Origin of the sequence: Sphingopyxis sp. YR583 (genome assembly GCF_900108295.1) — a bacterium.
Lineage (GTDB): Bacteria > Pseudomonadota > Alphaproteobacteria > Sphingomonadales > Sphingomonadaceae > Sphingopyxis.
This window is the reverse complement of sequence record NZ_FNWK01000002.1, coordinates 1-21,508: the sequence shown is the minus strand read 5'-3', so window position 1 is coordinate 21,508 and position 21,508 is coordinate 1. Positions and strand designations below refer to the sequence as shown.

General features: G+C 60.2%; 18 protein-coding genes and 1 pseudogene. 9 read left to right on the top strand and 10 right to left on the bottom strand.

Translation table 11 applies throughout. The features are described from left to right. Nucleotides 1-81: 81 nt before the first annotated feature. Both BLW56_RS12100 and BLW56_RS12095 read left to right on the top strand, forming a co-directional pair. Nucleotides 82-564, top strand: coding sequence for a hypothetical protein (locus tag BLW56_RS12100; RefSeq protein WP_143043450.1), 483 nt, complete (start codon nt 82-84; stop codon nt 562-564). Further along, nucleotides 561-1,655: a glycosyltransferase family 4 protein gene (locus tag BLW56_RS12095; protein ID WP_093510967.1), complete on the top strand. Its 1,095-nt coding sequence runs from the start codon at nt 561-563 to the stop codon at nt 1,653-1,655. Before BLW56_RS12100 ends, BLW56_RS12095 begins: the two co-directional genes overlap by 4 nt. Here the strand turns inward: BLW56_RS12095 and BLW56_RS12090 are convergent. Beyond that, complete coding sequence (locus BLW56_RS12090) at nt 1,644-2,600, bottom strand: UDP-glucuronic acid decarboxylase family protein (protein WP_093510966.1); 957 nt, start codon at nt 2,598-2,600, stop codon at nt 1,644-1,646. The two genes, BLW56_RS12095 and BLW56_RS12090, sit on opposite strands and share 12 nt — an antisense overlap. Nucleotides 2,601-2,743: 143 nt before the next feature. Here BLW56_RS12090 and BLW56_RS12085 point away from each other — a divergent pair, with 143 nt between their 5' ends. Beyond that, entirely contained in the window at nt 2,744-3,925 is a 1,182-nt protein-coding gene (locus BLW56_RS12085; RefSeq protein ID WP_093510965.1) for a glycosyltransferase family 2 protein, read from the top strand. Here the strand turns inward: BLW56_RS12085 and BLW56_RS12080 are convergent. Together BLW56_RS12080 and BLW56_RS12075 are read right to left on the bottom strand one after the other, a co-directional pair. Continuing rightward, entirely contained in the window at nt 3,870-4,667 is a 798-nt protein-coding gene (locus BLW56_RS12080) for a WecB/TagA/CpsF family glycosyltransferase (RefSeq protein WP_177175950.1), read from the bottom strand. The two genes, BLW56_RS12085 and BLW56_RS12080, sit on opposite strands and share 56 nt — an antisense overlap. Continuing rightward, entirely contained in the window at nt 4,664-6,175 is a 1,512-nt protein-coding gene (locus BLW56_RS12075; protein ID WP_177175949.1) for a tetratricopeptide repeat protein, read from the bottom strand. The genes BLW56_RS12080 and BLW56_RS12075 overlap by 4 nt, the downstream gene beginning before the upstream one ends. Nucleotides 6,176-6,339: 164 nt before the next feature. Here BLW56_RS12075 and BLW56_RS12070 point away from each other — a divergent pair, with 164 nt between their 5' ends. The 5 genes from BLW56_RS12070 to BLW56_RS12050 all read left to right on the top strand — a co-directional run bounded on the left by BLW56_RS12070 (nt 6,340) and on the right by BLW56_RS12050 (nt 11,583). Beyond that, nucleotides 6,340-6,987: a polysaccharide biosynthesis/export family protein gene (locus BLW56_RS12070; protein ID WP_093510962.1), complete on the top strand. Its 648-nt coding sequence runs from the start codon at nt 6,340-6,342 to the stop codon at nt 6,985-6,987. A gap of 21 nt (nt 6,988-7,008) precedes the next feature. Continuing rightward, nucleotides 7,009-8,220, top strand: a complete 1,212-nt coding sequence (locus BLW56_RS20640) for a hypothetical protein (protein WP_177175948.1) — start codon at nt 7,009-7,011, stop codon at nt 8,218-8,220. Further along, complete coding sequence (locus tag BLW56_RS12060; protein ID WP_093510960.1) at nt 8,220-9,665, top strand: GumC family protein; 1,446 nt, start codon at nt 8,220-8,222, stop codon at nt 9,663-9,665. The genes BLW56_RS20640 and BLW56_RS12060 overlap by 1 nt, the downstream gene beginning before the upstream one ends. A 39-nt stretch (nt 9,666-9,704) precedes the next feature. Beyond that, nucleotides 9,705-10,490 carry a CpsD/CapB family tyrosine-protein kinase gene (locus BLW56_RS12055; RefSeq protein ID WP_143043448.1) on the top strand — a complete coding sequence of 262 codons (786 nt, stop codon included), beginning with the start codon at nt 9,705-9,707 and terminating at the stop codon, nt 10,488-10,490. 73 nt (nt 10,491-10,563) lie between these two features. Continuing rightward, nucleotides 10,564-11,583 carry a glycosyltransferase gene (locus BLW56_RS12050; RefSeq protein WP_177175947.1) on the top strand — a complete coding sequence of 340 codons (1,020 nt, stop codon included), beginning with the start codon at nt 10,564-10,566 and terminating at the stop codon, nt 11,581-11,583. Between the two features lie 198 nt (nt 11,584-11,781). Here BLW56_RS12050 and BLW56_RS12045 read toward each other — a convergent pair whose 3' ends face one another. From BLW56_RS12045 to BLW56_RS12015, 7 genes are all read right to left on the bottom strand, one after another. Further along, complete coding sequence (locus BLW56_RS12045) at nt 11,782-12,966, bottom strand: glycosyltransferase family 4 protein (RefSeq protein WP_177175946.1); 1,185 nt, start codon at nt 12,964-12,966, stop codon at nt 11,782-11,784. Continuing rightward, nucleotides 12,963-13,907: a glycosyltransferase gene (locus tag BLW56_RS12040; protein WP_256203434.1), complete on the bottom strand. Its 945-nt coding sequence runs from the start codon at nt 13,905-13,907 to the stop codon at nt 12,963-12,965. Before BLW56_RS12040 ends, BLW56_RS12045 begins: the two co-directional genes overlap by 4 nt. Nucleotides 13,908-13,923: 16 nt before the next feature. Beyond that, complete coding sequence (locus BLW56_RS12035; protein WP_093510955.1) at nt 13,924-15,285, bottom strand: oligosaccharide flippase family protein; 1,362 nt, start codon at nt 15,283-15,285, stop codon at nt 13,924-13,926. 85 nt (nt 15,286-15,370) lie between these two features. Beyond that, entirely contained in the window at nt 15,371-16,780 is a 1,410-nt protein-coding gene (locus tag BLW56_RS12030) for an O-antigen ligase family protein (protein ID WP_093510954.1), read from the bottom strand. 100 nt (nt 16,781-16,880) lie between these two features. Beyond that, nucleotides 16,881-18,047 carry a sugar transferase gene (locus tag BLW56_RS20880; RefSeq protein WP_256203433.1) on the bottom strand — a complete coding sequence of 389 codons (1,167 nt, stop codon included), beginning with the start codon at nt 18,045-18,047 and terminating at the stop codon, nt 16,881-16,883. A gap of 257 nt (nt 18,048-18,304) precedes the next feature. Then, nucleotides 18,305-20,659, bottom strand: coding sequence for a hypothetical protein (locus tag BLW56_RS12020; protein ID WP_093510952.1), 2,355 nt, complete (start codon nt 20,657-20,659; stop codon nt 18,305-18,307). Nucleotides 20,660-20,911: 252 nt separating this feature from the next. Then, nucleotides 20,912-21,160, bottom strand: coding sequence for an XrtV sorting system accessory protein (locus tag BLW56_RS12015; RefSeq protein ID WP_093511565.1), 249 nt, complete (start codon nt 21,158-21,160; stop codon nt 20,912-20,914). 254 nt (nt 21,161-21,414) lie between these two features. Here BLW56_RS12015 and BLW56_RS20410 point away from each other — a divergent pair. Then, nucleotides 21,415-21,508: pseudogene (locus BLW56_RS20410) on the top strand (UTP--glucose-1-phosphate uridylyltransferase); the annotation flags it as partial.

The window sequence follows — 21,508 nt, the reverse complement described above, 5'->3', positions numbered from 1 at the left end:
GATCCAACAGCTGTATAGGGCGAGCATCACGCGAAGGTTGTAACCCGCTTTCGAGCGGAAAGAAGAAGAAATGAGAAGCACATGGATGCGACGCAATGGGCAGGTGTCATCTCGTTCGGCCTGGCTTCCCTGATCTGCCTGGTCACGGCCTGTCGGCCGTGGCCCCTACTTTTCATGGCAAACGGCTGCTTCGCGGCAGAATGTGCGCTGGGCTTGCGGCACGGACTGCACAATGCCGTCGCGGCCGCGATGGGCGAATATTATTCCGGCCGCGGTCTGGTCCAGATTTTGCTGATCCTCCTGGCACTAGGCCTCGGCATCGTATCGCTCCTCCGTCAGCGCACAGACAAAGCCGGTCGGCCCCGCAATGCCGCTGCAGCGACGACGCTTTTGTCCGCTTTGCTTTTTGTCTTGGAAACCATTTCGCTGCATGACATCGATGCGGTGCTTTATCGACCTGTCGGCGGGCTGTTGGTGATTGGGTGGCTTTGGCTGATGCTCGGTGCGGTAACGCTCGCGGGGGCGCTCATCGAGGCCCGGAAAGTGGGATTGAAACGTAGATGAACCTCTTATTCGCGCTGCCCGGCTTTCATCGATACGACCGGGGTGCGGAGGTTGCCCTGCTCGCGGTTGCCGATGCAATCGCTAGGGGCGGCGACGCCGTCACGGTCATGGGTTCGGGCTCGAGCAGGACCGATGCAGCTTACCAATTCCGCACCGTGCCTTCGGTGCGCAGGGAAAGGTTCGAGCGCTTTCCCAAATTCCCTCCGCTTCGCAGCGAGACGGCGTGGGAAGATGCCAGTTTTGTGCCCGGCCTGCTCAACGCCTACCGCCCGGCTGACTATGACGCAGTCGTAACCTGCTCCTTTCCCTTCACCCATTGGGCGCTGCGGCGGCCATCGCGAAACAAGCCTCTGCAAATCTTCGTGACACAGAATGGGGACTGGCCCGCCTTTGCCTCAAACTCCGAATATCGCAGTTTCCAGTGCGACGGGCTTGTCTGCACCAATCCGGATTATCTTGAGCGCAATCGCGACCAGTGGGATTGCGCGTTGATACCCAATGGTGTCGATCTTTCCCGTTTCCGTCCAGGGGCAGCCGAGCGTGCCCGTTTCGGTTTGCCCGAGGATCGCCCGATCATTCTGATGGTGAGCGCCTTTATCGAAACAAAGCGCGTCCTCGATGGCATTCGGGCGGTCGCACAGCTTGACGATGCGTTTCTCGTCGTTGCCGGAGACGGCCCCCTGCGTGATGAAGGCCAGGCACTCGCGGACAGGTTGCTACCGGGACGATTCAAGCGACTGAGCCTCGCCGCAGCCGACATGCCGGCGCTGTACCGCTCGTCGGACGCCTTCCTTCACCTTTCGCTTCTGGAATCCTTCGGCAATGTTTTTGTCGAAGCATGGGCAAGCGGGCTGCCGGTCGTCGGCCATGACAGCGAGCGCCTGCGTTGGATTCTGGGCTCTGGCGCGGAATTTCTCTGCGACACTAAAGACAGCAACGCGCTGATTGCGATGCTTGGCACCGCGTTGGCAAGGGGGCCCGTGCGTGCTGAGCCGCCCGAAGGAATAAAGCGGTTTGCCTGGTCCACGATAGCGGATCAATATCGCGATTTCATCGCCAGCTTGCTCGCCGCTCGCGCGTCAGTTGGATAATCGACGGAAATAGTCGATCGTCTTCGCAAGACCGTCGCGCAGCGCGATCGAAGGTTCCCAGTCCAGTTCGCTCCTCGCAAGGGAGATATCGGGTTTACGCTGTGTCGGATCATCGGACGGCAAGGGCAATTGAACAAGCTTCGAGCCGGCCCCGGTCATCTCGATCACCAGTTCCGCCAATTCTCGGATCGTGAATTCGACCGGATTCCCGATATTGACCGGCCCGGTAAACCCGTCCCGGGAATCCATGAGGCGAAGCAGGCCTTCCACCAGATCGTCGACGTAGCAGAAGCTGCGCGTCTGCGAACCATCGCCGAAAATGGTAATGTCGTCGCCGCGTAGCGCCTGCATGATGAAGTTCGACACCACGCGGCCGTCGGCCGGATGCATGCGCGGGCCATAGGTGTTGAAGATTCTCGCGACCTTCACGTCGAGGCCGTGTTGACGATGATAGTCGAAAAAGAGGGTCTCGGCGCAGCGCTTGCCCTCGTCATAACAGCTGCGCAAGCCGATCGGGTTCACGTTTCCCCAATAGCTTTCGGTTTGCGGATGCTGTGTCGGATCCCCGTAGACCTCACTGGTTGAGGCCTGAAGGATTGGTACCTTGATGCGTTTCGCGAGCCCGAGCATGTTGATCGACCCGATGACCGAAACCTTCGTTGTTTGCACCGGGTCGTGCTGGTAGTGAATGGGCGATGCAGGGCATGCGAGATTGAAGATCGCGTCGACCTCGACAAACAGGGGCAGGCAGATATCGTGCCGCAAGAATTCGAAGCGCGGATGGCCGTGCAAATGGGCCACATTGGCCTTCGCGCCGGTGAACAGATTGTCGACGCAGAGCACCTCGTCGCCGGCCGCTATCAGCCGATCGATAAGATGGGATCCAACAAAGCCGGCACCCCCGGTAACAAGAACCCTGCGGGCCGAAAAATACTCGCGCGCCATAGATGCTTAACCCCTGATTGCCTGTTTGCGTCTAAACTGACTATCAGCTGTTTGAAAGCACGCATTGGGAAGAGTGACAATATGGGACATGAGCCGCTGGAAGTCTTGCTGGCACCGCGGCGTCGCACAGAGAGCGTACCGCGATGATCGTCTTAATTGCGTGGCTGATCGCGCTCCCCTTGTCCCTTTCTCTCCTATATCTCGGCACCGAAATCCTTTTCGGACTGCGCCCTCTTCGCGGCCAGCCCGGCGGGGCGCAGCCCACGCCCGTGCGGATCGCCATCCTTGTCCCCGCTCATAACGAAGCCGCCGGAATAGCGGCAACGGTTCTGGCGCTTGAAAGCGCCGCACCCGGCGCGGAAACATTGGTCGTTGCGGACAATTGCACCGATGAGACCGCGGCGCTTGCCGCGCAGGCGGGCGCAAAGGTCGCGGAACGAAGCGATCCCGATCGCCGTGGCAAGGGCTACGCGCTCGCCTTCGGGCGGGATGCACTTTCTCACGATCCCCCTGCGGCCGTTATAATCGTCGATGCCGATTGCCGGCTCGGCGATGGCAGCGCCTCGAGACTTGCAGCGCAAGCGATCGCAAGCGGCCGGCCGGTCCAGTCGGCGAACCTGCTGGTCTCGGCCGAAAAGCCCGCGCCGCTCGTCGCGGTCTCGAATTTCGCAATGTTGATCAAAAACCTTGTACGCGCCCGCGGCCTCCTGCGGCTCGGCGGCGGAGCCATGTTGTTCGGAACGGGCATGGCGTTCAGTTGGCCGCTGTTCGCGCGCCTTCCGCTCGCGACGGGCGATGTGGTCGAAGATTTGAGCCTAGGCCTCTGGCTCGCAAAAAAGGGGATCAAGGTCGGCATGGACGACGAAGCACTGGTAACGAGTGCCCCTGCTTCATTGGAAAGCAGCAGAGCACAGCGGAGCCGGTGGGAGCATGGGTTCTTGCGCACGGCTGCCAAACAAGGCTTGCCCCTGTTCTTGCGCGGGCTTGCGAAAGCATCGCGCAACCTGATGACGCTCGGCGCGCATCTGATGGTCCCGCCGCTCGCGCTCCTGATGCTTCTTTCGTCGATCGCCATCGCGGCCCTGGTCGTCATCGCTGCCATATCGGAGACATGGGTGCCTGCCATTTTTGCAGGAACGGCATTCGCCTATGCCTGCACGCTGCTGACGGTCGCATGGTGGAGATACGGCCGCGCGATGTTGCCATTCGCTGCCCTGCTTCGCGTTCCGCTCTATATTGTCTGGAAGATTCCGATCTATCTTGGATTATTTACTCGCAGCCAGACACACTGGAACCGGACGAAGCGCGAGGGAGAGCAGCGTTGAGCTTGCGCCACCGCCGCCAGATGCCGAATATCTTCGGCCCTTCGACGAGGTAGCGGCGCCACAGACGCCGCGGCTCGGTGCCGAGCCTGAACAGCCATTCCAAGCCCGCACGCTGCATCCAGCGCGGCGCTCGCGTTTTCGCGCCGGTCAGGAATTCAAGTGAAGCCCCGATGCACAGCGCAACGCCCCGGGCCTGGCCCCGCGCCAATATTTCGGCGCAAACAATTTCGCTTTGCGGCGCACCGATGGCGAAGAAGACGACATCCGCGGCGGCATCCTCAACAAATTGCGCTATCTCCATGCGCGCCTTCGCGTCGTGGCGCACCCCCATCGGGGGTTGATAAAATTGCCAGTGAAATAGCGGATAGCGCAACCTGAGTGCGTGGTGGAGCTTTGCATCGCCGCCGACGACCACCAGCTTTTCGCGCGTGAGCCATTGGCCCAGCAGATCCGCCGTCAGATCGCTTCCTGTCACGACCGGAAGGTCTATTCCGGACAGATACGCGAGGCGCGACGATATCCGGCTGTCGCAGAGGCGCAGCGCAGCGTCGCGATAACTCATCGTCAGCACGGGATCGTCCTTGCTGCTCAACTGGACGATATGATCGACATTGGGCGTCACGACATAAGAGAAATCGCTACGGGTGGAGAGCGACAGGACCTCTGCCGCCGCCGCCGGCGGGTCCAGGCGATCGAACCGAATTCCGAGGAACTCGCATTGTGGTCCATAGACGACGGTCACCGCGTTATTATCCTGCCAAAAAGCCCATTGGGAGGTGCCTGGCCCGGCAAAAGATCGATCCCGTAAAGCGTTGACGCGTTTTCGAAGCCAGCCTGGGCCGCTCGCGCACAATCTTGCTGCAGGCGAAGGCAGATGTTGCGGTAAAGCTGCCATCCACCAAGGAGCGCCGGCGCTTCGTGGGTAAGCCGGCGAGCGACGGCAAGCGCCTCTCGTTCCTGGCGGTGCACTAGCAGCCACTCGACATAGGACTTCGACATTGACGAATCCTGCGAGTTGGCGCGAACGCCTTGCCGCCACATACGCCGTGCATTTTCCATGTCCTCGCGACCGGCGTAAGCATCGGCAGCCAGTCCCCAGGCCCTCGTCTGCCCCGGGCACTGGCTCACAGCCACTTGCGCAGCGCGAAGCGCGCCCGGAAAATCTTTTCGTTTCAGGAGGCTTTCCGCTTGAACGGTTAGCGCCAGACAATGTGTTTCATCGCTGCGAAGGACTTCGTCGGCTGCGCTCAATGCCTCGCGCATCCGCCCTTCGCGAAGCTCGATCGCGGCGTCGACCGCTTGCCGCTGCCCCTGAGGAAGGCCATCGAGCAGGCTGCGCGCGCCAGCTAAGCGCTGCCGGTCCACCAGAAACTCGGCCGCCGCGAGACGCGCCGCCGGGGTCCCGGTCGACGCCACTTTTGCGAGGCCTGCATCGCCGGGGCCTGCAGCCGCATATTCTCGCCAGATTGCCAGAATCAGAGGTATCTGCTCTTCGGGCAACTTCGGGTCGGCCAGCAATGCAATCATCACGGAATTGGCGTCGGCCGGTCGCCCGTCCTTGAACGCGAAATTTGCCTCATCCATCTTTATTTCGCGATTTTCGGGCGCAAGATTGCGCAAAAGAGAAAATTGGGCTCTCATCCCTGCCGCATCGCGTATCACCCGATAAATTTCGAGCCGGGTCATGACGACGCCGAGGGTGTTGGGTTTCAAGGTTCCGTAGCCTTGAAGAACCTCGAGCGCGCGTTGAGGCGCGCCCTTGCGCACCGCGACCCGCGCTTTCAGAATGACACCGCCTTCGTTGCTGGCATCCTGCTTCAATATTCTGTCGGCAAATGCGTCCGCCTCATCGAAACGACTGCGAATGACAGCGTGAAGGCCGCGCACAAGAAGGGCATTCGGCTCATCGGGAGCAAGCGACAAGATGGCGTCGGTGGCCTGCAGCGACTCGCGAAAATGGCCTGTTTGCAGGCCCAATTGCGAAACAGCCTGGAGCGCTTCCCTGTTTGCCGGATCGAGCGATATGGCGTCGCTATATGCGTCATAGGCGCCAGAGACCGAACCCGCGGCGAGCTCGATCCGTCCTCGAAGGATATGGAATTCCGGTTCGTCATCGCGTGTCGCGATCGCTTCCTTTATCGCCAGGCGGGCCTCGGCAAAGCGGCGCTGGTCGAGCAGGGACTGCGCCTCCGCGGCATCTTTCGCGGCGGCCGCTTCTGACTGACCGCAGGCCGCGAGCGTGGCGGCCATGCCTAAAGCAAATGTAAAGATTATGCCGCGAGAAACAGGTGGTACTGTATTGAAACGATGCATCAAGAGCCACGATTCCTAGGGTTAACGCGGTAGCCAAAGGCCTTAGCAGATTTTATAGTATATTGTGTTAACCTGTCGACCGCTGAACTGAGAGACATTGCATGATCAAAAATTGGCTATCCGTCGTGGTCGCATCTTTGGCTGTTGTCGCGTCCGCCGCGCAGGCTCAGTCGGCTGAAGCGCCCGTCCCCGCGCCCAAGCCCGCAATCGCTGCGACCGCCGCGCAGGTGAGCACGGCCGCGTCGACTTATCGCATCAACGCCGGCGATGAACTTGAGATCTATGTCTGGGGTGAGGAGCGACTTCAGCGCAAGGTGAAGGTCCTTCCCGACGGGACCATGGCGTTTCCGCTGGTCGGCCAGATCAAGGTTCAGGGATTTCTTCCCAAGGAAGTCGAAGCGCTCATCACCAGCGGACTGAGCGCGCAATATGTGGGCGCGGTCCCGCAGGTGACCGTATCGGTTCTCGTTCCCGCAGGAATGCAATTTTCCGTGATGGGACGGGTCAAGGCGCCGGGCACCTTCTCGCCCGGCCGCTATGTGAACGTGCTCGAGGCGCTCAGTATGGCGGGCGGACCGGCCGAGTTCGCGAACCTCGACAATGTCCTCATTATTCGCAAGTCGGGCGACCAGCTACGAACGCTGAACGCTCGCCTCGCTCCGCTTTTCAAAGCCGGCACCGATGCGAAAGACGTTGCCAACGGAAATATTTTGCTAATCGAACCAGGCGATACGGTTATCGTACGCTGATCGAACGGGGGGAGTTAGGTTGTGAGGAAGATTGCCTCTTCCATCGTGCTGGCAGCATATGCCTGCTGCTCACCGATGGCCTACGCTCAATATGAGCCTCAGATTGGCGTCGACGTTTCCGTGGGAGGCGGTGTCTCCACCAACCCGTTCCTCTATGCAGACGGCAAGACTGCGGTATCGGCGAATGTCGATATTGCGCCATATGTGGTTGTCGAAGACGAGCTTGGCGAGACCCGTATCAACGGGAATCTTCGCTTTACACAATATAGCAAATTCTACGGCAACGACGTGTCGGCACGTATCGAAGCCGCCACCGAACGAAGGCTCGACGAGCGCAACACGGTGCGGGTTTCAGCCTCGGCACAGCGTTTGCGATCGGCTATCCAGGATGGCCTGATCTTCGAAAGCGGCGGAGGATCGCAAGGTCCGGGCCCGCTTCTTCCGCCAACGGTGCCGATCATCGATACGACGCTCGCAGGAACGCGCGCGCGCATTACGTCGCTCAGCACGAGCTTCGGGCTCTCGCATGTCCTGAACGAACGCAGTTCGCTCGATGCCGGGATCGAGCTCAACGGGACATATATCGACGAAGGTGCGGGCTTTGATTATCGAAGCGTCTCGAGCCATGCCGGCTATCGCCGCCAGCTCACGCAGCGAACGACAGTTACTTTCGATACGCAGCTTGGATTTGTCGATTATCTGAGCCGGCGAACCGGCGACAGCATGATCGTCTCGCCGCGCGTTGGAATCCAGCAGCAGCTCACCAATCGCCTCAGCGTTGTCGCCGATGCGGGCATATCCTACGTCCGCACCGATGTCGGCGGCGGCGATCGCAGCAATTTGGTGTCCTTCGCGGGCAGCGTCGGCCTTTGCGATCGCGGCCCGAACCGGACGCTTTGCCTGTCGGGAGGACGAAGCGCCCAGCCGACCGCGCTTGGCGGCGTATCAACCGTGACGACGGCTTCGCTGAATTATAATGCGCAGTTGAGCCGGATCGATCGCTTGTCCGTGTCGGCAAGATACGGCCGCACAAACCAGGACGGCGCCGGCCTGCCTGTCGTCCGCGTGACGGATTTCATCGGCGTTTCGGCGACCTATGCACGCGATCTCAACGATCGGCTGGCATTCACGGTGACGCCGGGTTATTCGAAGATCTTCGACGACACGCAGCGACGCAGTGCGAATTATTCGCTGATGGTCGGTTTGACAATGAAATTTGGAAAGCGGCGCTAGTGGACGACGGCAATTTCGATGCAGCGTTTGATGACGATGAATCCGGTGGCAGCTTTCTCCAGCAACTGCCCATTGTTATTTCGCAGCGTCGCTGGTGGATCATCATTCCGACGCTTGTCGGGATCGTCGCTGCCATCGCGGCGATCATCCTGATCCCGCCAACTTATCGGGCCAACGCTATCATGCTCGTGGAGTCGCCCCAGCTTCCAAAGGAAGTAATCGGGCTGGATCCCGGGACCATGATCGAACGACGCGTCGCTGCTATCCGGCAGCAGATTACTGCCCGGCCCGATTTGGTTCAACTGATCGAACGGCATGGACTCTACGCCAGTGAACGCAAGCGTACGCCGCTCTCCGAAATCCTCACCGACATGCGTTCCGCGATCACCCTGACGCCGTCGGAAACGAGCATGCCTGGCGGGGGCACGGAGAACCGGGCGATAGCGTTCGAGCTTGCATTTGAGTATTCAAGTCCCGAGCAGACGCAGGCCGTCGCCCAGGACCTTATGGACCGTGTGCTCCAGCTCGACGCCCGGGGCAACGCCGAACAGGCCACCAACACTGTCCAGTTTCTGAGCGATCAGTCGGCAGGGCTGGAAACCCAGATTGCCGCCCTCCAATCCCAGATCGCGCAGATCAACGCCCGCAACGGCAATATTCTTGCAGGGGGCGGGATGATCATGGGAGGCGGTACGGGCAGCTACGATGTCCAGATTGCCGCAATCCAGCGTGATAATCAGCTGCTGATCCAGCAGCGTAATCTCGCACAGACAAGCGACCAGCGCGATCCGATCGTTGCCGCGGCGGAACAGCGGCTCGCCAGCGCCCGGGCCGTCTATGCCGAAACCCATCCCGATGTGGTGATGGCAAAACAGGCGCTCGCCGAAGCCAAGCGGTTGGCCAAGGACAATAGCGAGAAACTGCCGCTCCAAACCCTCGACGAGCAGATCGCCTTCAACAACGCCCAGATCGCAGCGCTTCGCAGCGCGAAGGCGGGCGAGACCGCACAGGTAAGCTCGCGTCTCGCGGCGCAAGCCCGCGCGCCGCTTGTGCAGCAGCAGCTCGGGGAGCTCCAGCAGAGGCTCACAGCCGTAAATGCGCAATATGAGCAGGTGCAAAACCAGCTCATGGGCGCGCGCGCCGGGGTGCGGGCGGAAGACGAGCAGATGTCGGAACGGCTGTCGGTTGTCGAACCGCCGGTGATCCCCGACCAGCCAAGCTGGCCCAACCGCCTCATTATCGCGGCGCTGGGCTTGGCCGGCGGTCTCGGGCTCGGTTTCATCCTTGCAATCGCTGTCGAATTCTTCCTCCGGCCGATACGCGACCCTTCCACTTTGAAGGCGATTTTAGGCGCCCCTCCGCTTGGCATCATTCCTCTGGTCGACAGCCTGCCCGTCCGGCGCGCGGGATGGCGCCGCTTCCTGCCGCTACGCGGCAATCGTTGACTTCCATATCATTAAGGTGGACCGATGGCTGATGCCGATATGCCCCTCTCGAGAGACCAGCAGCTGCTGACGCTTTCCGCCCTCGCTTCATTCGCGCCGCCGCTGACCGCAATCAAAAAGCATCGGATCGTGGGCTTCGACAATCGGGACGCGCGCGCGCGCCCGTTCAATCTCCTGCGAACGAGTTTTGCGAAGAAGCTCAAGGAAGAAGGCCATCGGCTCATCGGGATCACCTCGGCTACGCCGGCGGCAGGCAAATCCTTTTTGTCGATGAATCTTGCAAGTTCGCTTGCGCGGGTCATCGAAGAGCCGCTGTTCCTCGTCGACCTGGATATCCGCCGCGCCTCGCTTGCCGACGAGATCGGGCTCGTGCCGGACCGCGGCATCGAGAGTTACCTAGAGGGGGCCGTCGAGGACCTTCGCGAAGTGGGGCACCGGATCGAGGGCACGAAGCTCGCGGTATTCCCCACGGTTCGGCGCACGCGAAATACGGCGGAATTGCTCGCCGGGGAGCGTTTCGCCCAGATGATCGACACCTTGCGTAACCGCAGCGAAGCGTCGGTCATTTTGTTCGACCTTCCGCCCGCGTTCGCGAACGACGACGCAATGATTAGCCTCGCCCAGTTGGACGCCTTCGTCCTTGTCGTGGATTCGGGCAAAACGACGCGGCGCCACGTGCAGGATGTCATGAGCATGCTCTATCCGACGCCTTGCATCGGCTCGATCCTCAACCGCTATCGCGGCGGCCTTGGTGACAGCTATGGTTATGGTTATGGCGGACCCGACTATGGCAAATATTATGCACGAAGTGACCCGGACGCGTAACGGCAAAGAGATTTAGCGTGCCGCAATTTCGACCCCGGGGTACCGAAGCGTCGGCCCCTACGGAGACTGTAGCGTGAAGATCGCAATTTGCGTGATTGCGAGAAATGAAGAGGCGTCAATCGGTCCGCTGATCGCGCAGCTGGCCCGCCAGTCTTTACTTGCCCAGCCTTACGCGTTCCAGATTGTTATTTTGGCAAATGCCTGCACCGACAATACTCCAGGAGTGGCACGAGCCGCCCTCAACACGGCTTTCCGCGACCATGCGGCTAGACCCCTGGTCCATGAAACCCCGCTGGGCGGAAAGGCCCGCTCCTGGAACGTTACGGTGCACGACCTTGTCGATAATGACGTCAACGTCGCTCTTTTCCTCGACGCCGACATTGAACTTATCGATGCTGGCGTCCTGAAGTTGCTTGTCGAAACCTTGCTCGGGGATCCGGAACTTCTCGCTGTCTCGGGTCATCCCATCAAGGATATTGCAAGAAAGACGCACAAAACGCTGATCGATCGCTTCTCGCTTATCGTGTCGCGGCAGTCGGTAGCACCGCACGCAATCAATGGTTCGCTGTATGCCGCGCATATGGCGGCATTGCGCAAGATCTGGCTCCCCGTTCCAACTCCGGGCGAAGACGGATTGCTGACCGCGTTCATCCATACCGACGGCTTCTCACATCCTGCACGCCCGGAGGTTGTCGCCCAGATCGCGCATCCAACCCATTATTTCGAGGCGCATTCCGTTTCCGGTTTTTTTCGCCATGAACGGCGGATGGCAGTCGGGACGGTCATAAACGGCTGGATCTGCGAATTCCTGTGGGCGGGAGGCTATAAGGAGAATGCAGGCGCGTCGATCCGCGACCGGAACGAAGCCGATCCCGAGTGGGTCGGACGCCTTGTCGAAAGCCGCGTTGCCGGACGTCGATGGGCCCTGCCGCCGCGTATTCTGACCTGGCGGCTTCACAACCTCAAAGGAATCGGCTTCCGGAAAGCCTTGACGCGGGTGCCCTTCTCTCTCGTCGCGACGATCCTCAATATCTGGCCGGCAGTCCAAGCGAACAGGATCTTGCGCCAAAAGGGATCGGCCGGCTTCTGGTGACCAAGTTCCGACGCCGTCGCCGTTTCTTCGCCGCGCCTGTATCGCGGTAGCGCCGTGCCTGTCATCACCCCGGAGAATTCGCTGCGGACGCGGCTTGAGCCTTCAGACGTCGCAGCGAACGCGTCATAACTGGAGGCGATCGCGAACTGAGAAAACCAGGCTGCAAAAAGTTTGTAGCGGCGCAAGGTCAAGCCAGCGTCAGGACAATTTTTCGCCGTCGAAGAGCCTTTTCATGCGCAAGCCGGACCTCTGGATCTGAAATTCTTCCTCGACTTTTGTTCGACCGGCGAGACCCATGCCTTGCCAATGACTCCGGTCCGATATGAGCATTCTCAATCCCCGCAGAAGGTCGGACTGGTCCGATGGGGTGAACAGATAGCCTCCTCCGCCCTGTTCGACCAATTCCGGTATCCCGGCGACGCGGCTTGCGAGGACCGGTCGTCCCATCGCCATCGCTTCGACGAGGACGACAGGAAGCCCTTCCATGAGGCTAGGCAGGACGAGAATATCGGCCTGTGCGATCGCGGCAAGCGTTTCAGATTCAGGCAATGCGCCTACAAAATCGACGCGATCGCAAAGTCCCATTTCTGAGGCCTTTGCTCGCACTTCGCCTGCCAATGGGCCGTCACCGACGATGAGCAACTCAAATTCGAGATCTTCGGCCGCGATGGCGGCCAGCGCGTCGAGCAGGCCGAGATAGCCTTTTTCCGGCGACAGGCGGCCCACGCAGATGATCCGGGCTGGTCCGTCCTCGCTATGAGGCGCGGGCTGCGGCAACGAAGCGAGGTCGACACCGCACCGCACCACCGACATCTTCGCCCAGTGGTGCTGAGCGACAATGCGCATGGCTTGGGCGCGCATGAAGAAGCTCGCGCAGGCGACGAAGGTCGATCTTTCGATCTTGTCCGCCAAGAGCATGCCTGCGGGATAATCCGTCTCGGAAATTCCATGAAGGGTAAGGCTCCAGGGAATTCGGGCGTAGCGCGATGCGATGAGCGCGACGGTCGCCCCGCTGTTTGCGAAATGGCTATGAAGATGCGTGACACGCGCACGGTGCATCAGACGCGCAAGGAGCATGGCTTCGACAAAATGAAATTGCGACCAGATAAGGGCGCGCACGCCAGGCGCCCGGTGCCGGGTTGCCAACCACCAAGCCGAGATGAACCGCCCGGGGCCCGCGCATAGGTTGCTCACGAGCGCGGCAAGGTAAGCGAACGGCGATCGGCCGAGTAGATGTTCAGCGGCTGCGCTGGCGCTGTTCCCGCGCTGAACGCTGTATGCAACCACATCGACCTCAAGCGCACGCAGCGCCGCGATCTCGCGCCGGACGAAAGTATGGGACGGAGCATGATAATCGCTCACAAGATAGGCGACGCGCGTCATTTGTAGAAAATCGCACCGGGTTTCGTGCTGGCGATGACGCTCCATGCGTATCGAAGCACCCCTATGGTTTCGGCGACCTTGCCTGCTAGCGTGTGGAGAGCCGGTCGGGCACCCCCTCGCAGCGCCAATCTTCCAAATTGAAGCAACCATAGCATTGGTGCGATCGCCAACCCGACAGGCCCTATTAGCATCCCGAGAAGAATGCCGACGAGCGCCACGCCGGCCGTCCAGGCCAGGGCGCTGAATAGCTGGCGGCCATATAAAGGCCGTCCAAGACCCTGCCGCGTCTTCCGCCAGACTTGCGCATAGCCAAATCCGCTGCGGACGGTCCGCATCCACCATTGGCGGGTCCGATGCATGTCAGCGTCGTGGATCGTCATCGGATGGTCGATCCGCCAGACGCGCCAGCCCAGACCGCGGAGCCGATGGCAGAGCTCGGGCTCCTCTCCAGCTATGAGCGTGTGGTCATAACCGCGAGCCTGCGCGAGCGCGTCGGTTCGGAACATCGCGTCGCCGCCGCATGCGTCGGCTTCTCCCACGGGCGTATTCCATTCGGCATCGCATAGGCGATTATAGAAGCTGCGCTCGGGATAGCGTTCGCGCCGCCGCCCGCATACAGCCGCGACCGACTGCTCCGAGCTTAAAAACCGCTCAGCCGCACCGAGCCATCCTTCCTCGATTTCGCAATCGCCATCGACGAACTGGATATATTCCAGCCGAGGCCATTTACGTAGCATCGCCTGAAGCCCTTCATTGCGTGCCCGCGCCGCTGTGAAGGGTCGGCTGAGGTCGAGCTCCACGATCTCGGCGCCTCGCGTCCTTGCATAGACCACGCTTCCATCGGTCGACGCGCTGTCGACATATGCCACTGGCACATTTTCGGGGATCGACTGAAGACAATGGCGGAGTCGCTCGCCTTCATTACGGCCGATCGCGACCACTCCGATCTTACCACTTTTATCCATGCGACATCCGCGCCTGCGACACCCAAGCCTCCAGCCCGCCCGTAAGGCCGGCGAGCATGCTTGCTTCCCGAAACAGAATGACAAGCAGGAAAAACAACAGGGTCATTGCGGCATCCTGCCGGAGAAAGCTCAGGCCCACGCCGCGCTTGCGCCAAGCGAGCACGGCATATCGTCCGGCCTCGGACACCACAAATACCGCGAGCGCCGCGTTCATCCCGTAACGTGTAAGGACGAGGGGTAATGCGATCACGATGACCGCAAGCTTGGCGACATTGCTGAACGCAACCCCGGAAGGTTTTCCCACGCCCATCATCATCGCATCTGCCATTGAGGCCAGGATCCCGAACCAGCTTCCGACGAGAAGCACCGAGAGAAAAAAACCGGCGGCGTGATATCGCTCATCATAAACGAGATAGATGAACTGATCCGCAAGTGCGATCCCTCCGGCCAGCCCGATCGCGACAACGACAAGGGCGGCAAGCCGCATCGGGCGGATGACCTGTTGAAGATCGTAGCCCCGCTGCGCAGAGGCCGCGATCTTCGGAAAAATCAGCAGGCTGCCCATGCGCTGAAACAGCAGCATTGCCGTTTCCGAAAAGGTTCGGGCAATACCGTAGATACCGAGCAGCGCCAGACTGATCGCATCCGCAAAATAGAGACGGTCGAAATTCATCGCGAGAAAGTAGATAAGCGACGCGAGGAAAATCCATTTCCCGAAATGAAGTATCGAGGCGACGGCCTCCTTGTCCCAGCGCAATCGGTGCGATCGCCACTCGATCAGGAAAAAGCTCGCGGCCGCCGGCACGGCTGCGCCGATGAGCAAACCCAAGACAAGCGCCCAGATCGTCGGCATAAAATAGGCCAGCGCAATCTGCGCCGCGGCACCGAAAACAGCTGCACCGAGATCGAACAGTGCAAGCTTTCGCACCTCGAAGCGTTTTTGCAGAATAAACCGGGACGGCGATGTCACGCCGGTCAGAATAAAAATGGGGGCGACGGCCGGGAGCAGATAGAGCAGTTCGGGATTGTCATAGCCCCGCGCGATCGGCACCGTGAGGAGGAGTGCGACCACAAACAGAAGAAGGCCGCGCACGATCTGTATCGTCCAGGCGGTGTTGTAAAATACGGGATCATTTCCCCGCGGGTCGTTGACGATACTTTGCCCGACACCGACGTCGGTCAACAGTTCCCCGCCCGTTCGAAGCGTGTTGATCAGGAGCATTGTGCCGAGAAGCGCCGGCGCGAGCAGCCAGGCGAGAATGACGTTCGAGACCAGACGCAGGACCTGCGTGGCCAAAAATGTCAAAGTCACCCACCCCGCGGCATCAAAGAGCGACCGGCGCGAGCGGAGCATAAGCCGCAGGCTCGAGACCAGCCTTCGGGGAGCAGAACTGACCGTCAAAGAGGACGTCCCAGTTTCGAGTCGAGGAAAGCAAAGCTCATAACGGCGAACCTAATATGTTCCCCCGCGCTTGCGTCCCGGACGAAGCGACGCTCTCATCGGCAGCTTCCTTCTTCGCGTCGGTTCGCCGCAGCGCTGCTCGGCGGCGCGCCGTCCGCGACTGCAAAATTGCCTCGCGATGCAACTGCCGGATCGCTCCGGCGATAATTCCCAAAGAGATGGCAAAGACATATTGCGCGTGCCCGGTTACAAAGATCCATTCCACCAGTCCGTGGATCGAGGTGACAAAGATCGCGACCGTTGCTCCCAAAACAACGTCACCGCGAGGATCCTTTCGGTATTCAAACGCGAACTTCAGCCCGCGCATCACGGGCCAGGTCACGAGCAAGATCAGCGACAACAAGCCGATCCAGCCCATTTCTGCCGCGGTGAGCAAGTACATGTTATGCACATTTGTGGATCGACTGGCATAGTTCCAGATGACCCCCGCCCGCTCGGAATAACCTTGCGAATTCGCCGTCACAACATAGTTGTTGGCGCCAACGCCCATCGGATGGTCGCTCCACATCATCTTCGCCGCGCGCTCGAAGGCCTGCCTCTCTCCATCTGGACCTTCGTAGACCGATCGGCCTGCGAAGCGTTCCTGAAAACTGGTGATCCCGATCGGGATGAGTACCGCCAACGATAGAACAGCGAGCCCGGTGATTTTCCATTTGTGGGGCGTCGGACGGCGCGAGAGCGAAAGAAGGAAGAGGATGCCGATACCGAGCGCGACGAAGGCGATCGCGCCTCGCGACACGCCGAGTGCCACGGCGACGAGCGCTGCCAGCACCCCGGCCATGATCAGCTTGTTCCGTTCACCGGCAAGGAGCAGGGCGAGCAGCGGCAAGGTCACGAAATGCAGCATCAGCCCCAAGAGGTTCTGGTGCCCCATCGTTCCAGTGGCCTGGATAGCGCCCGAAAACCGCTGATCAATGGTGACAACCGCCTGGAATACCGCACCCAGAGCCAGTCCGAAGCAAAGCCAACGTACCGCGCCGGGGCGGCCGGCGAAGGAGGCAACTGCCGCGAAAACGACGAAAACGCGCATCAGCTGAAATACATAAAACGCCGCGCTCATCGGCAGGTTCGAAGCCGCGACCGAGGCGACCGCGGCAAAAATATAAAGGAGAAACACGGCCACGAAGGGAAGCTTGCGAAACGGCGCCTTGCTGGTGAAGAGTATTCCGAGGGCAAGGCAGTCGAGGAGGGAAACCACGAGGCCTTTGCTGTAACCCGGCCACCCTTCCCAGCTGATGAAGGCGGCATCAAGATTGAAGGCGCTGATGATGAAGGGGAGCAATCCGACCGTCAGATAGGCCCAGTGCCGCCGCTTGGAATAGCGACGTAACCACGCGATGATGACGGGCAATGAGAATATGATGATCAGGATACCGACGATTCTCATCAGCGACGCCCCTGGGATGTGAGCGCGCAGGCAAAAGGCGCTCGCCCCCGACTTTTCGAACCGGGGTGGAGCCGGAATTCCTCAAAATGTAGAGAGATCATCAATATGCGTTCTTGTGCATCACGACGCGGATGGTCTTGAGCAGGATGAGGACGTCGCTCCATAACGACCAGTCGGACAGATATTCAAGGTCGCAGCGGACCCTTCGCGCCAGATCTTCGACGCGCTCGGTCGCACCGCGATATCCCCGGATTTGCGCGAGGCCGGTGATACCCGGTTTCAATGCATGGCGCAGCCAATATTGCTGGGACGCATGCCAGAAAAGCTCGTCGCCGGCAGTCGACCCCAGGGCGTGCGGCCGCGGCCCCACCATGCTCATGTCACCGCGGATGACATTCAACAATTGCGGCAGCTCGTCGATGCTGGTGCGCCGGATCACACGCCCGACCTTCGTGATGCGCTGATCGTCGCGTCCCGTGGACATGGTCCCGGCGGCATCACTGCTGTCGGCGCGCATCGAGCGGAACTTGAAAATCCTGAACTGCCGGTTGCCCTGCCCTACCCGTAGCTGGGTGAAGAGAACGGGACCCGGACTCTCAAGCCTTATCGCGAGCGCCACGATAGCGAGGAACGGCGCAAGAAGGACAAGAGCGATCACTGCGACGACGAGATCCAACGCGCGCTTCTGAATGCGGTTCATGAGATTAAGCGGGCCGCGCGACAAGATGATCGTATCATGCTCGTCATATCGTCCGATCGCGACGGCACCGTGCAGGAGATCGCGATCAAGCAGTATTTCGCCTCCAACATCATGACCTTTGAGAAAGGTCGACCATGCCGGGCGGTGGTCAAACCTGCACGCCACCACAACTCTGTCGTAGGGCGCAATGAGGCGCGAGAGCGCGTCGATCATGTCGGGCCGGTCGAGGTCCGGCCAGAGCCCGTCGGCGGCTACGTCGACGACCGCGGCATGCGGCTCCGCCCGGGCCGGCAGGCCGTCGAGCAGAAGGATCGTCGCGACAACCGCATCGCCCATCGTTTTCTTCACGACGAAATTGAGAAAGACCTTCGACAGGATGATGAAAACACCCGCGGCGCCAAAGGTGACGGCTAGACCGAGGCGCGATATTTCCTCGGCCTTGAACAAAAATCCCATGCCGATCACCAAGATCGCGGTTGCGCCGAGCGCGCTCAGGGATCGCTGTATTCCGGTGAGACGGTTTCCCAGAGTCTCTACGTCCTGAGCTTCGCGCGCAATTTCGAACATCAGAAATATGGGAAGCGCGATATAGATGATCGACTGACCGCCGGCGGCGAGCCATTTCTCCTCGCGAAGCTCAAGGGCAACCAGATATCCCGCGACCAGCGAGAGCATATCGAGCAGGAGCGAGAGGCAATAGAGAAACGTCCTTTTGTCGCGCGCCGACGAAAATATCGGGCGCGCGCCTGCGGAAGGATCCACGACGCGAAGGCGGGCGTGCCCTTCTGCCGACAGGTCTGTTCTCGATCGGTTCATCGCTTTCCCTAGACGCTCCGCATTCTGTTAGACGATAAGTGTGGATTTTGCGTTGCCTTGGCCGGACCTTGGCCTTCGGCAAGGTCAGCGCGGACCCACCCATTGCCTCCAAAGCCCAGATAGCATCGACCGAAGCTGTGCATGTCACCTACAAGGCCGAGACCCGCCGAAACGATGTCAAAGCTGCTGTTTGGAAACCGGCTGATCAGGATGGGATCGGTCGCGAACCAGTCAAAGCTGACATAAAGCCCTTGGATACCGCCAGCCGTCCCGTAAAAATATATGGCAGGCCGCTCTTGTCCGGGAGCCGCCTTGCCGAAATCGAACGCGAACAGGCGAAAGGCGGGAAGTCCAGTAATCTTTGCACCATCGTCCCGCAGCCACATCAGCTGATCATTTCGGTTTCCGCCCTCGCAATTGGCGTATAGCAATTCTCCGCTGCGTCCGGGGACATAGGCGAGCCGCGCCTGCCAAAACTGGCTCAACGTATGGTTTTTGGATCCGAGCGGGGCGAGTGTACCCTTCACTCGATGTTCCCACTCCCCTTCGCCGCCACTGCGATTGAGCCAGAGACCGGCGATGTCGCGCCCAATCGCGTCATCGTTGTTCGGTAGCTTGTAAATGTTGTTTACGAGTGCCGCGAAGACACCGGGCCTGGTCTTGTCCGCTGCGATGCAGTCGCGGTGTACATAATAAGCATTGAGCCACGATGTGACGGGCGAATATCCGCCGAAGGAAACCGGACGCCAGTCCTCCGTACGCAGCCCGCCCGCTTTCGTCCACCAAGCGCCTCCGCGGTTTCCCTGCGCAATGATGATATTGCTGCGCGTCGACACGGCGCAATCACCGCCCGGGAGCCAGGCCTCCTGACCGGGCGGAGGCGGGAAGGACGTAAATGTCCGGCCCCAGTCGTCGGACCAACCGTTGCCGCCATCCTGTTGGAAGAGGCCGACCACGAAATCGGGATCGTCCGACGCATTGTCGATGCTGCGCAAATGGGCAACGGCGCTCGGGTCGGCAATCCGGCCTTGAGGCGGACTATAGGCCCATCCCGTTTCGGTGTCGCCGGCAACCTGCCATACGCCCTTGTCCATGACTCCGAGCAGCGCAATCGGGTTGTCCGCCGACGTTAGTCCGCAAGTCGAGACTAACTCGGATATCCCGGCATTCATGTCGTGGAAAATCACCGGATCGGCGGTTTTGGACGGCAGATCGCAGTAATTGATTCCGACGCCCTCGCATATCCAAAGGCGTCCGCGCCGAACAGGATCGAATAATATCTGGGCGGGAAAAACAGCCTTGCTGCTGTTCGACAACCATTTGCTCTCGCCGACGCCCCTTCGTTCGTTGCCGAAATCCGTCGACGTCAGGCCTCCGTCGAAACTCTGCCACCATTGCCCCGAATTCTCGTTCGCCCAGACCAGATGGAGAGGATCGAAAGGACTTACAGCAACCTGATCGGCATTCAACGTGCCCGCGCCGCGCCGCCACACGCCGGCTCTCAGGACATGCAGTGCGTCCGGTATCTGCGTTGCGCTTGTCCGAAACTCGCACACATAAACGGCACCGTCCTTGGCAGCCACCAGGCTCGAGGCGGTGAGCGGCCCACCGGCGAAGAGGAACTGCCCGGAAATGCCTTTGGGCGAATGGTACAGTCCGACACCAAAAACGTGGATCCACGCGCTACCATCGTCCCCCCACGCAACGAGATAGCGACCGGGGGTTTCACTGAAATCCTTCCCCGTGTCCGGAAGCTTCACCTCCTGGAAGGAGGCAAACCCGTCAGTGGACGTATAGCAGCCGTCCCCGTTGGTACCGAGGAGCACTTGCGCAGCATCGCGTGGATGAACATCGATCGAGCGATTGAACCGCCGCGACGGACCGGTGTCGGACAGAAATGCCTTTGGCGGGAGCGGGGTTCGGCGGAAGCTCGCGCCACCGTCCGTCGATCGGTAAAAATAGCCATTCCAGGCCGTGTAGATAACTCGGGGATCCGACGGCGCAATCCGCGTGCAGTAGGTCCCGTTGTTGGCACCGCTGCCGACCTTCGCTCGCAATATCTTGCTGTTGTCGGGCCTTGGATCATATTCCGAGCTCTGAAGATTGTCCTGACGCAGCAAAAGGCGCCAGCGATCATCTCCGGCATGCCGGATGTAGCCGTTGAACACATCGGTATTGCAGACCATGAACGATCCGTCGGAGGCAATGTCGATACCTGTTACGAAACCTCCACCAAATCCGATCGGCGCGGGCGCGATGTGCCAGTTGGCATTGTCCGCCGGAGCCTTGCCGATCCGCTGCGCCTCTAGTGGCGCTTCCTTACGCATCGCAAAAATGTCGAAACTGGAGGAATTCAGCTCCAATCGGGAGATATGTCGAAGTATCAGATCCGGCAGCCGGCATGAGCAGGCAACAGTCCAAACCGGCTTCCGGCCTCGCGACCGGTGGCGCCATTCGAGAATGCAGCAAAATTAACATGACAGCCTCGCCTCAAACGCGCGGGCATGCGGCAAGTCGCCGCTGCTCCTTCGCCTTCCCGGCTTACAGGATGAAACAACCGCTGTTAAGTTCTGTAATATCTTGATCCCGAGCCATATTCCCGGATCGGGATTTGCCTATTTTTTTGCGAATGGCAGTTGAACGTTCAGCACTTTGAAGATGTAGAATACGACCGCGACAAACAGCACCGCTGCCGGGGCGGAATAGCCTTCGTTACCGAGAAAGTTGACCAGAGCGCAGCCGACGGCCGGCGGGGCATATTGCCAAAGATGATCGCGGGGCTCTTCTTCCGCCGATCTCTGCAAGAGCAAAGTGGCGAGCCCGGCGAATGTAAACACGGTTAGCCAGTCCCAAAATGTTTCCACGTCCCGCCCCCTCTGCCTGCTACTGCAGGTCGAACCGCAGCCCATTGCGGCCCTTTGGCTCGAAGCCATGGTCTAGCATTCCGGCCCCAGTTCGGAAAGGCGCCAATTTCTCCGGCATGGCATGACGTCTCGCCGAAAACTAATGGCTTTCCGACCCCGCTCATTCCTCCGGTGTCCGAATTTGGGAAAGGTGGAACTGAGAACAGCTAAAATCCGGCTGTTTCAAACGAAGGCGCCTCGCTAGCATCAGCGGCATGAAACCGATCCGCAAAGCCGTCTTTCCCGTCGCCGGCCTCGGCACCCGCTTCCTGCCCGCGACCAAGGCGATCCCCAAGGAAATGCTGCCCG